10 protein-coding genes are annotated in these 11,926 nt (G+C 71.5%); 3 read left to right on the forward strand and 7 right to left on the reverse strand.

The features are described from left to right. Positions 1-125 precede the first annotated feature (125 nt). The 3 genes from FLW16_RS27295 to FLW16_RS27305 form a co-directional block, all read right to left on the reverse strand. Positions 126-1,082 carry a YihY/virulence factor BrkB family protein gene (locus tag FLW16_RS27295; protein WP_260615634.1) on the reverse strand — a complete coding sequence of 319 codons (957 nt, stop codon included), beginning with the start codon at positions 1,080-1,082 and terminating at the stop codon, positions 126-128. Between the two features lie 91 nt (positions 1,083-1,173). Continuing rightward, entirely contained in the window at positions 1,174-2,187 is a 1,014-nt protein-coding gene (gene trpS / locus FLW16_RS27300) for a tryptophan--tRNA ligase (protein ID WP_142563012.1), read from the reverse strand. A 190-nt stretch (positions 2,188-2,377) separates the two neighbouring features. Next, positions 2,378-3,691, reverse strand: coding sequence for a hemolysin family protein (locus tag FLW16_RS27305; protein ID WP_142563013.1), 1,314 nt, complete (start codon positions 3,689-3,691; stop codon positions 2,378-2,380). Between the two features lie 163 nt (positions 3,692-3,854). Here FLW16_RS27305 and galE point away from each other — a divergent pair, with 163 nt between their 5' ends. Continuing rightward, positions 3,855-4,808, forward strand: a complete 954-nt coding sequence (galE, locus tag FLW16_RS27310) for a UDP-glucose 4-epimerase GalE (protein WP_142563014.1) — start codon at positions 3,855-3,857, stop codon at positions 4,806-4,808. A gap of 84 nt (positions 4,809-4,892) precedes the next feature. Here the strand turns inward: galE and FLW16_RS27315 are convergent, their stop codons facing one another. Beyond that, the gene (locus tag FLW16_RS27315) at positions 4,893-5,756 is read right to left on the reverse strand and encodes a CARDB domain-containing protein (protein ID WP_142563015.1); all 864 of its coding nucleotides are present in this window, start codon (positions 5,754-5,756) and stop codon (positions 4,893-4,895) included. A 117-nt stretch (positions 5,757-5,873) separates the two neighbouring features. Continuing rightward, complete coding sequence (locus FLW16_RS27320; protein WP_142563016.1) at positions 5,874-7,301, reverse strand: MDR family MFS transporter; 1,428 nt, start codon at positions 7,299-7,301, stop codon at positions 5,874-5,876. A gap of 56 nt (positions 7,302-7,357) precedes the next feature. Here FLW16_RS27320 and FLW16_RS27325 point away from each other — a divergent pair, with 56 nt between their 5' ends. Further along, on the forward strand, positions 7,358-7,894 hold the full coding sequence (locus FLW16_RS27325; RefSeq protein WP_142563017.1) for a PadR family transcriptional regulator: 537 nt from the start codon (positions 7,358-7,360) through the stop codon (positions 7,892-7,894). 29 nt (positions 7,895-7,923) lie between these two features. Here the strand turns inward: FLW16_RS27325 and FLW16_RS27330 are convergent, their stop codons facing one another. Together FLW16_RS27330 and FLW16_RS27335 are read right to left on the reverse strand one after the other, a co-directional pair. After that, positions 7,924-10,152 (reverse strand): serine/threonine-protein kinase, encoded by a 2,229-nt coding sequence (locus tag FLW16_RS27330; RefSeq protein WP_185949615.1) that lies wholly within the window; start codon positions 10,150-10,152, stop codon positions 7,924-7,926. A gap of 262 nt (positions 10,153-10,414) precedes the next feature. Then, a complete protein-coding gene (locus FLW16_RS27335) occupies positions 10,415-10,957 on the reverse strand; it encodes a helix-turn-helix domain-containing protein (protein WP_221891320.1) in 543 nt (180 codons plus the stop codon). Positions 10,958-11,025: 68 nt separating this feature from the next. On the opposite strand from FLW16_RS27335, the gene FLW16_RS27340 reads away from it, so the two are divergent. Then, the gene (locus FLW16_RS27340; RefSeq protein WP_142563020.1) at positions 11,026-11,916 is read left to right on the forward strand and encodes an alpha/beta hydrolase; all 891 of its coding nucleotides are present in this window, start codon (positions 11,026-11,028) and stop codon (positions 11,914-11,916) included. The last annotated feature ends 10 nt before the right edge of the window (positions 11,917-11,926 follow it).

Raw genomic sequence — 11,926 nt, forward strand, 5'->3', positions numbered from 1 at the left:
GACCCAAAAGCCGCGGCCTGACCCTCTACACGATCCTCAAAGAACTCCAGATACTCCTGGCCACCTGGACCGGCCGCTGCCCCACCTGCTCACAGCGCCCACCCTGAGCACCTAACAAAGCACTACTAGACGGGATCGGTCGTGGGCGTGGTCGCGGGCGACGGGAGCGGGGTGGGCTCGGGCGGCGGGCCCAGCGTGGCCGTCGCCGTCCACGCGGCGGCATAGAGGATCACCCGGGCCGACAGGTTGATCCACAGCAGCAGCCCCACGACCACCGCGAACGTGCCGTACACGGGGTTGCGCAGGGTGCCGGACAGGATCAGCGCCGCGAGCTGCTTCAGCACGCCGAAGCCGACCGCGCCCAGCAGCGCGCCCTTGAGCACGACGAAGAACGGCTGGGACGGCTTGGCCAGCCAGCCGAGGATGACCAGGAAGAGCAGCAGGTCGGCGACGAGGCTCGCGCCGATCCCCGCGAGCCAGACCCCGAAACCGGCCAGCGGCGAGGAGCCCAGGCCGAGCCATCCGGCGACCGTGCTCGTGGCCCCGGTGGCGAACCCGCTCGCGATCACCGAGGCCAGCATGGCGAGGCCCATCAACACGAGCGCGACGAGGTCGCGGAGCTTGCCGACGAAGTAGTTGAGCGGCGGCTCGCAGGTCATCCAGACGGTGCGCAGGGCCCCGCGCAGGGCGTCCATCGCGCCCAGCCCGGCGTACAGCAGGCCGAGCAGGCCGATCAGCCCTGCCCGGGCCCGTGCCCCGGCGAGCTGGTCGATGTGGAGCTGCCCGGCGAGCCCGGGAAGCTGGCTGTTGATCGCCTCGGTGAGCGTGGCGAGCGCGTCCGGGCGGATCGTCACGACGTAGCCGAACAGGGCGAACGCCAGCGCGATCAACGGGAAGAACGACAGGAACGCGAAATAGGTGATGGCGCCCGCCAGCCGGTCTCCCGACTGCACCTGGTAGCGCTGGACGGTCCTGATGAGGTGGTCGAGCCAGGGAAAGCGGATCCGGTCACGCTCGATCCACATCCGGCCCCATGCCCTGACTTCGTCGACGCGCCGGGTGACCTGGTCGATCATCGCCATCCCCATCGGCATTGTGTACCCGGAGAAGGCATCTCGATGCGTGCGGCGACCGCGGCCCGGCCCGGGGCGGGGCCGCGGTCTCAGGCGCGGTTCACTCGGAGTGCGACGTGGGCAGCAGGCCGAGGCGCTCGCGGACCTGCTCCATCGTCTCGCGGGCCACCTTGCGGGCCCGCGCGGCGCCCGCGACCAGCATCCGGTCGAGCTCGGCCTCGTCGGCCAGCAGCTTCTCCGTACGCTCCCGGATGGGAGAGAACGTCTCGATGACGGCCTCGGCGACCTCCTTCTTGAAGGTGCCGTACCCCTGCCCGGCGAACCGCGTCTCCAGTTCGGGGATCGGCGTGCCGGTCAGCGCGGACAGGATCCGCAGCAGGTTGGTGACGCCCGGCTTGTTCTCCTCGTCGGCGACGACGTCGCTGCCGGTGTCGGTCACCGCGCGCATGATCTTCTTGCGCAGGACGTTCGGCTCTTCCAGCACGTCGAGGATGCCCTGCGGGCTCGACGACGACTTGGACATCTTGGCGGTCGGGTCCTGGAGGTCGGTGATCTTCTCGACCTCCTTGAGGATGTACGGGCTCGGCACCTTGAACGTCTGGCCGTAGCGGCTGTTGAAGCGCTGCGCGAGGTCGCGGCTGAGCTCCAGGTGCTGCTTCTGGTCCACCCCGACCGGCACCTGGTCGGCCTGGTAGATCAGGATGTCGGCCGCCTGGAGGATCGGGTAGGTGAACAGGCCCACGCTGGCCGAGCTCTCGCCGTACCGCGCGGACTTGTCCTTGAACTGGGTCATCCGCCCGGCCTCGCCCATGCCGGTCTGGCAGATCAGATACCAGGCGAGCTCGCTGTGCTCGCGCACATGGCTCTGCGCGAAGACCGCGGCGCGCTCCGGGTCGAGCCCCGCGCCGAACAGCTGGGCGGCGGCGATCCTCGTGCGCCTGCGCAGCTCCTCGGGCTTGGGCGCGACGGTCAGCGCGTGCAGGTCGGCGATGAAGAAGAAGGCCTCATGGGTGTCCTGCAGTGCCACGTACTGACGGATCGCGCCGAGATAGTTGCCCAGGTGGAACGAGTCGGCGGTGGGCTGGATACCGGACAGGACGCGAGCAAGAGCCATACGGCAATTCTGTCAGCAGTCGCGGGCTGCCCGCGACAGACGCGGCCAGGGGCGCGGGCCCCCGATCCGGCCGGGGACGCCTCTCCCGGGCGACGGCTGAGCTTCGGCTGAGCTTCGGCTGAGCTTCGGCGGGGCTTCGGCGGGGCTTCGGCGGGGAGAGCACTCGACCCGCCCCGCACGCGCCCGCGGCTCAGCCGGCCGTCGCGGGCGCCGCGTCTTCGGGGGGATTGCGGGTGACGCGGACGCGGGAGACGCGGCGGCCGTCCATCTCCGTCACGGTCAGCCTCACGCCCGGCGCCTCGGCGACCTCGCCACGCTGGGGCAGGTGGCCGAGGGATGCCATGACGTATCCGCCCAGGGTCTCGTACGGCCCGCTGGGCAGCCGCACGCCCGTCTGCGTGTGGAACTCGTCCAGGTTGACCAGCCCCTCGACCTCGACGTCTCCGGCGATCACGCGTACGGCGTCGCCGCTCTCGTCGTACTCGTCGCGGATGTCGCCCACGAGCTCCTCGACGAGGTCCTCCAGCGTCACGATGCCGTCGGTGCCGCCGTACTCGTCCACCACGATGGCGAGGTGGTGGCCCTCGTCGCGCATCTCCGCGAGCGTGGCCAGGACCCGCTTGCTCGCCGGCACGAGCTTGACCGGGCGGATCGGCACGACCTCGCTGATCGGCTCCAGCCGCCCGGTGCGCACCGGGTCGAGCAGGTCCCGCACGTGGACGAACCCGATGACGTCGTCGTAGGTGTCGCGGTAGACGGGGAACCGGGAGTGCGGCATGGCCGCGGCGAGCACGGCGGCCTCGGCGAGCGGGGTGTCCGCCGCCATGAACTCGACCTCCGTGCGGGGCAGCATGACCTCCCTGAGCTGCCGCTTGCCCGCCGCGAACACCTCGGCGATCACGTCGCGCTCGTCCTGGGTGAGGTCCGTGTGGCCCACCACCATGTCGCGCAGTTCCTCGGTGGTCATGGCCGCCCTGTCTGCGGACGGGTTGCCGCCGAGCAGCCGTACGACGCCGTTGGTCGACTTGGACAGCAGCCAGATCACCGGCCTCGACAGCGTCGCGATCCGGTCGAGCAGCGGGGCGGTCGCGAGCGACAGGCTCTCCGCCCGCTGCCGGCCGAGCCGCTTGGGCGCCAGCTCGCCGAGCACCAGGGTCACGTACGAGATGGCCAGCGTGACGGCCACGAACGCGACGGGCGCGGCCACGCTCGGCCGCAGGCCCCACTGCTGCAGGACCGGAGCGAACCGCGGGCCCAGCGCGTCGGCGCCGAGCGCGGCCGACAGCACGGTCGCCACGGTCACCCCGACCTGGATGGCCGACAGGAAGCGGTTGGGGTCACGGGCGAGCTTCTGCACCCGCGCGCCACGGCGTCCCTCGTCGCGGCTCAGGCGGCGGATCTGGCTCTCCCGCAGCGAGACCATCGCCATCTCGGCTGCGGCGAAGAAACCGCCGATCAGGATGAATATCAGGACCAGGGCGATGGTCACCGCGACGTTGCTCACGTCATCTGTCCGTTCGGGTGTCAGGCAGGCCAGGCCGGTCGTCGCAATCTCCCGTCACTTGCTGAGATTGCGGTACTGGTGGCATTTAACCCGCTCCTCATGGGAAGCGCGTAAGCTAGGCCCTGGACGTACATAATCCAACACTTTTGAACAGGAGCAAACAGTGAAGCTGCTGGTTACTGGTGGAGCCGGGTACATCGGCAGCGTCGTGGCGGCGCAACTCCTGGAGGAGGGGCACGAGGTCACGGTGCTCGACGACCTGTCGACCGGGCACGCCGACGCCGTGCCGCCCGGAGCCGCGTTCGTGCAGGCGTCGATCACCGAGGCGGGCGGCGTGCTGTCCGAAGGATTCGACGCCGTGCTCCACTTCGCGGCCAAGTCGCTGGTGGGCGAGTCGGTCGAGAAGCCGGGGCTGTACTGGTCGCACAATCTCGGCGGCACGCTCGCGCTGCTCGACTCCATGCGGCAGGCCGGGGTGAACCGGATCGTGTTCTCCTCCACCGCCGCCACCTACGGCGAGCCGGAGCGCACTCCCATCCTGGAGACCGACCCGACCCGCCCGGGCAACCCCTATGGTGCGTCCAAGCTCGCCGTGGACACCGCGCTCACCGCCTTCGCCGGGCTGTACGGCCTCGGCGCGGTCAGCCTGCGCTACTTCAACGTGGCCGGGGCGTACGGCGAGTTCCGCGAGCGGCACACGGTCGAGACCCATCTGATCCCCAACATCCTCAAGGTGGCCCAGGGCGAGCGCGAGTCGGTCAGTGTCTTCGGCACCGACTACCCCACTCCTGACGGCACCTGCGTCCGCGACTACGTCCACGTCGCCGACCTCGCCCGCGCGCACCTGCTCGCCCTGGACGCCTGCACGCCCGGCGAGCACCGGATCTACAACCTCGGCAGCGGCACGGGCTTCTCGGTCAAGGAGGTCGTGGACGTCTGCCGCGAGGTGACCGGGCACCCCATCCCGACCACCGTCGCACCGCGCCGTCCCGGCGACCCGGCCGTGCTGGTGGCGTCGTCGGAGAAGATCCAGCGCGAGCTGGGCTGGAAGCCGGCTCACGCGACGCTGCGGGACATGGTCGCCGACGCCTGGACCGCCTCCACGATGCCCGCCTGACCCCGATGCCCGCCTGACCCCGACGCCCACCTGACCCCGACGCCCACCTGACCCCGATGTCCGCCTTGGGCCCCGCGTCGCCGGTCAGGCGCGGCGCAGGCCCACCCGTACGCTCGCCTTGTTGTTGGCCGGGCGGCGGTCGCCGTAGCGGCGCGAGTAGACGGTGGCCATCGTGGCCACGGCGTGCGAGGCCCGGGACGGCACCCGGAACACGAGTTCGAGCAGCCCGCGCGACCCCGACCTGATCGGCGGCAGCGAGCATCCCACGAACTGGCGGTTCCCCCGGCAGCGCCCGCCCCTGGCGGACAGCAGCCGGGCCTCGCGCGGCTGGAAGAACACGTAGGCGTCCCGCACGACGCGCGGCCCCCGGTTGCGCACCTCCGCGCGTACGGAGAACCAGTGGCCCGGGCGGATGAACCTGGTCGAGGAGCGGAACCGCATCGCCAGGTCGGCCCCCTCGTCGACCCTGGTCACCGCCTCGGCCGAGTTGTCGGTCTCGTCCTTGTCGAGCACCTCGGAGGACAGGTCGGCCCGCGCCCGCAGCGGACCGTGCGCTCCCGGCGCGATCACTCCCGTGATCGTCATGTCGCCCGAGCCACCGGGCAGGACGTCGTCGGACGAGTGGCAGACGACCCGGTTGCGCGCCCGGCCGGGCTCGCACTCCGCCACGCCCACGTTGACGATCTGGAAGTCCTTCGGCAGCGCGACCCGCAGCGTCGGCAGCACGGCGTCCCCCGGGCCCTTGTTGTGCACGGTGACGTGGTAGGTCAGCGGCTGCCCCGGCTGCGCCACCTTCGGCGAGGCGGTGATGCCGACCGCGAGATCGGCCGTGCCCCACTGATCCTTCACCGGCGCCGGCCGGGGTGGCTCCCCGGAGAAGGCGAGCGCCGGTTGCGGCGCTCCGGCGACGAACACACAGACCAAACCCGTGACGACCCTACGACCCACTGCCGCTCCCCCGAACGCTTGAGATCAATTCAATCGTGTCGGACGGGCCCCGCGCACCGTCCGACACGCCGCTCGGAGCGCCGCTGAAGTGCCGTCCCACGCCGTCTCACGCCCGTCTCACGCGGCGACGAGGTCCTGCTGCGGTGCCGGCCTGTCGAGCCGCACGCCGCCCCGGGGCAGCAGGGCGAGCGCGAGGAGGGCGACGACCGCGCCCACGACCCCCAGCCACGGAATGACGGTCGCGGTCGCGGCGGCGTGGGCCGCGGGCATCCCGTGCACGGGCGCCTCCCGCGTCACCACCGACGTGTACGCCGTGCCCGCGACGGCCAGCGCGACCGAGCCGCCGATCTGCCGGAAGAACGTCAGGTTCGCGCTTGCCGTGCCGATGTACCGGGGCGGGACGGACGTCTGGATCGCCACGGTCAGGCCGGACAGCATGGGCCCCATGCCGAGCCCGATCAGCGCCATCCAGGCGACGAGCAGCGGGGTCGAGGTGCCGACCTCGAGGTTCGCGCACAGCGCCGTGCCCGCGACGAGGAAGACCGGCGCGATCACCAGCCACGGCTTGTAGCGGCGCGTGCGCGAGATGAGGGCACCGGTGACCGCGCTGCCCACGACCATCGCCAGCATCAGCGGGTAGATGTGCAGCCCCGAGGAGGTCGCGCTCAGGCCGTGCGCCTCCTGGAAGTAGCGGGGCAGGAAGACCACCCCGGCGTACATGCAGAACGCCGTGAAGAACGACGCGACGTTGACCAGCGAGTACGTGCCGTTCGCGAACAGGTGGAGCGGCACGATCGGCTCCGCGGCCCGCCGCTCGACGAGGACGAACACCACGAGCAGCGCGAGCGCCGCGCCGATCGGCCCGGCCACCGGCCCGCTCGTCCAGGTGTGGCCGTCGATCCCCTTCTCGGTCAGGCCGACGAGCAGGGCGCTGATCGCGGCGCTGAACACGGCGATGCCGAGATAGTCGGGCCGCGCCCCGCCGTGCCCCGGCCGGTGCGGCAGCCGCCACACGATGATGGCCACGAGGACGGCGCCGATCGGGACGTTCACGTAGAAGGCCCAGCGCCAGCTCGCGTGGTCGGTGAACAGGCCGCCGAGGAACGGCCCGGCGATGTAGCTCAGCGCCATGACGCCGCCGAGGGCGCCCTGCACCCGCCCGCTGCGCTCCGGCGGGAACAGGTCGATCACCAGCGCCAGCGACAGCGGCAGCAGCGCGCCCGCGCCGAGCCCCTGCACGCCGCGGAAGGCGATGAGCTGCCCCATGCTCTGCGCCGCCCCGGACAGGATCGAGCCGAGCAGGAACAGGACCACCCCGACCAGCAGGAGCGGCTTTCGCCCGTACGCGTCGGAGAGCCGGCCGTAGAGCGGGACCGTGACGGTCGAGGTGAGGAGATAGGCGGTCACCACCCAGGTGTAGAGGCCGGTGCCGCCCAGCTCGGTCGTGATCCTCGGCAGCGCGGTGCCGACGATCGTCTGGTCGAGCATCGCCAGGAACATGCCGCCGAGCACGGCGAACAGGAGGAGTCCGTTTCTGGATCGCATGTGTCGAAAGTGACATGTAAGTTCTTACATGTCAATCCGGAGATATAGTGAGGGGCATGTCCCTGCGCATCGCTCTTCTCGGTCTGCTGACGGCCTACGGCTCGGCGAGCGGCTACGACCTGACCAAGGGGTTCGAGAGGTCGGTGGCCCACGTCTGGCAGGCGGGGCACAGCCAGATCTATCCCGAGCTGGCGAAGATGACCGCCGACGGGCTGGTCACGGTGGAGGCGGAGGGCGCACGGGGGCGCAAGATCTACTCGATCACGCCGGAGGGCCGCGCGGAGCTGCGTGCCTGGCTGATCGGACACGACCCCACGGGTCCCGCGCGCAGCGAGGTCGCGCTGCAGGCGTTCCTGCTCCCGCTGCTCGACCCCGGCGAAGCGCTGGACGTGCTGGAGCGGCTGAAGGCGTACGTGGAACGGAAGCTGGCCGAACTGGAGGCCCTCTGGGCGGCCAAGCACGCCTCCCCCGTCCCGGAGGGGACGTCCGGGGTCAAGTTCGGCGACCTCGCCCTGGACCTCGGCATCCGGCAGACCCGCACCACGCTGGAGTGGGCGGAGGACGCCATGGCCCAGCTCGAACGCCAGGCCTGACCTGGGCCTGACCCGCCCGGCCGGAGGTCTCAGCGGCAGGCGAGCTTGGGCGGCGCGTCCCGTTCGGGATCGAAGTCGACGTTGCCGAAGTGCTTGCGCAGCAGGTCACGCATCGTGCCGTCGCCGTACATGCGGCTGATCACGTCCTCCACGGCCCGGCAGGTGCGCACGTCCTTCCTGGGCAGGCCGACGGCGTAGCGCTGGTCGGTCAGCCGCAGGCCGAGCACCGACAGCTTCAGGCTCGCCACGCGGTCGGCGAAGCCGGCGATGATGAGGTCGTCCCCCGGGACGGCGTCGACTTTGCCGTAGGTCAGCAGATCCATGCACTCGGCGTAGTTGCCCGCCCGGACCTGTTCGACGTTCACCTTGTCGGCGACGAGCCGGGCGGTGGTGCTGCCGGCGGGCGCGCACATCCGGCGCCCGGCCAGGTCCTCCAGCTTCTTGATCCGCGATCCGGCGAGCACCAGCAGGTCGGCGTGGGCCGTGTAGTACGGCCCGGCGAAGGTGACCGCGTCGTCGCGGTTGTCGTCGTAGGAGTAGGTCGCGACGATCATGTCCAGCGCGTGGTCGGTCAGCGCGCGCACCCTGTCGTTGACGCCGATCCTGCGGAAGGTGATCCCGCTCGCGGGAACCTTGAGGCTCCTGGCGATGGACGTCGCGACGTCCACGTCGAACCCGCTGAACCCGCTGGCCTGCTCCAGGCCGACGCCGGGCACGTCCCCCCGCACGCCGATCGTCAGCCGCTTGGTCCGCCGCGCCTTCTCATAGACGGAGGCGTACGTCGGGCTGGGCCGCGGCGTGACCACGGCGTCTCCGCCGTCCTCGGACGCGCCGCCGAACGCGAAGCCGGTCTTGGCGGCGATGATCGCGCCCCCGGCGGCCACGACGGCGAGCGCGGCCGCGAGCGCGCCGACGAGGCCCCTCCTGCGGCGCCGCGCCCGACCGGTCCCGGCCGGCATGATCCCGTCCGGCCCGGCCCCGTCCGGCCCGGTCCCGTCCGGCCCGGTCCCAGCTGGCCCGATCCTCGCCGGCGCGGGCCCCGTCGCGTCGGATTTCCCCGCGCCGGGCCGTACGGCCCCGTGACCGCCGGAGCCCGCACCCTCGTGGGGGGCGCCGCCGAACCTGGGATCGGTGGGGCCGGAGGACGACAGGGCCGATCGGGACGCCCCGGTCGGCATGTCGTTCCCGGCATGACCGCCTGTGCCGCTCCACGCGCCGCTTCCGGTGCGGGCACCGGTCCCGGCCTCCGCACCGGTTCCGGTCCGCACGCCGCCCCCGGTCCGCGCGCCGCCCCCGGTCCGCGCGCCGCCCGCGGGCAGGGGGCCCGCGCCCGTCGGCAGGGCGCGGCCCGGACCCGTGCGCGCGAGGCGCGTGGCGTCGGGGTCGGCCGCGTGCGCGGCCCCCTCGGACAGCACGACCGCCGAGGCGTCGCCCGACACCGCGCGGCCCAGCAGACGCAGCAGGATCTGGTCGGCCGTCGGCCGCTCGTCCGGCGACTTGCGCAGGCACGCTCGGACCACTCCGCCGAGCGGCTCGGGCAGCATCCCGGTGTCGATGTCGTGGTTGAGGATGCGGTTGAGCACGACCGCGATCGACTTGCCGCCGAACACGACGTCGCCGGTCGCGGCGTACGCGATCGTGGAGGCCCAGGAGAACACGTCCGCCGGGGGCCCGACCCTGCCGCCGGAGATCTGCTCGGGCGCCATGTAGGCGGGCGTGCCGATCGCCCGGCTGGTGATCGTGGCGGTCGAGTCGAGGATGCGGGCGATGCCGAAGTCCACCACCCGGGGGCCGTCCACGGCCAGCAGCACGTTGTCGGGCTTGAAGTCGCGGTGCACGATGCCCGCCTGGTGGATCGCGGTGAGCGCGGTGGCCGTGCCGACCGCCAGCCGCTCCAGGCCCGAGCCGGTCAGCGGCCCGTTCTCCTCGACGGCCTCGCGCAGCGACCGGCCGTCGATGAACTCGCTCGCGATGTACGGCGTGTCGCCCTCCAGGTCGGCCGCGAGGACCCCGGCGGTGCAGAAGCTCGCCACGCGCTGGGCGGCGCGCAGCTCCCGCGCGAAGCGGGACCTGGCGGTCGCGTCGCCGGAGAACTTGACGTGCAGCAGCTTGACCGCGGCCCGCTCGCCGGCCTGGTCCTGGCCGAAGTAGACCACGCCCTGCCCGCCCTCGCCGAGACGGCCGGACAGCACGAAGGGACCGAGCCTGGTCGGATCCCCCGGTTGCAACGGCGCGATCTGCGGCATCCCGTTCCCCACGATTCGGCAAAGTACCGGCCAGCAGAACTTTACGGCCCCGGTGCGACGGTTCCGCAGCTCGATACCGCGCCGTGACGTCAGGAAACCGTGACAAAGCAGAGAGCGGTCCCTACCTCGAAGTGACGGAAAAGGGGCCGCCCGGAAACGCCTGGACGGCCCTGGGGTGTGATCGCCCGGCATTCCGGGCAACGGCGCCCTCGGACTCACCCGCGCGCCCTCGCTCTCAGACACCGCCGTTCACGGGCATGTGGGCGTCAGGGCCTCATGCGTCACCTTCCGTGACGGTGCCGCCAGTGGGGAACAGGATCGGGCTCAGCAGGTATGGCCGGCGGCCCGCCGCCGGCCCGTTGCCCCGGTGGGCCGTCATCACGGCCTGCACCTGCCTGATCAGGTCCGCGAGCTCGTCAGGTGTCAGCCAGTACGTGGACTGGGTGTACCCCACCGAGTCGGCGAACGGGTCGGCTCCCTCCCTGTCCAGGTAGGCGTTGAACTCGCTGAGCAACACTCCCAGCCCTGTCGTGAACGCCGCGCGATGGTCCTCCAGTGACATCGACGCGGCCATGTCGCGGTCGATCACCGTCCGGGCTCGCTGCAGCCGGTAGGTGCGCTCGACCGCGCCGTGCACCCGTTGCTCGCCGACCACTTCGAGCACGCCCGCCTCGGCGAGCAGCCCGACATGCCGGTACACGGTGGTCCTCGGCACATCGGCCAGGTCCGCGCACAGGTCACCGACCGTACGAGCGCGACCGCCCGACATGGCGTGCCCGATCCGCAGGCGCACCGGGTGCAGAAGAAGGGTCAGCATGTCCATACGCCTACGATCCCATCCTTGGTACCATTTCCAAAACTGGGATCGCAGGACGGACACAGGCCATGAAGCCACCCCTGGGCGAGTACTACGACGTGAACGGCCGCAAGCTGCTGCTGCATCGAGAAGGGAGTGGCGGCCCCGCCGTCGTGTTCCTCCCCGGAGCCGGCGCGGTCGGCATGGACTACTGGGACGCTCAGCGGCAAGCGGCCGCCTTCACCACGAGCGTCTTCTACGACCGGGCCGGGACCGGCTGGAGCGACGGCATCGACCTGCCTCGCTCGTCCACCGAGGCCACCGACGAACTCCGCGCCCTCCTGGACGTCGCGGAGATTCCCGGCCCCTACGTGCTGGCCGGGCACTCGCTGGGCGGCCTGTACGCCCGTCACTACGCGATCCGCTTCCCCGGAGAGGTGGCCGGGCTCGTCCTGATGGAACCGGCCCACGAGGACTACCGCGCCTACATGCCGCGCGAACTGGTCGAACGATGGGACGCATGGGACCCCGCCGACGCCCTTCCCGACGAGCTGCCCGGAGAGATCCTGGAGTTCTACCGCGTCCTGTTCGAACAGGAGATGGCCGACTGGCCCGCCGGCCTGCGCGAGCCGCTCGTCGACAGCCACGTGAGCCGTGAGTGGCTGCTCACGGGCATCCGGGAGGCCGCGAACGTCAAAGCCGTCCACGACGAGATCCGCGCCGCGGGCCCGCTGCCCGACGTACCGATGATCATCCTGACCGCGGTGGCCGTCGACCCGTTCAAGCGGGCGGTGTCGGCGGGCGCTTCCGATGAACTGCTCCAGGCGGAGACCGACGGCAAGACGCGCCTCTACAACGACTTCGCCGCCTCCGTGCCGCGCGGCGAGAACCGCATCGTGGAGGACGCGGGGCACGTCACGCTGCCGTTCCGCCGCCCCGAGGCAGCGGTTCGGGCGATCCGCGACGTTCTCGCACAGTGATGTGGTCAGC

The sequence above is a fragment of the Microbispora sp. KK1-11 genome (assembly GCF_006874435.1).
Lineage (GTDB): Bacteria > Actinomycetota > Actinomycetes > Streptosporangiales > Streptosporangiaceae > Microbispora > Microbispora catharanthi.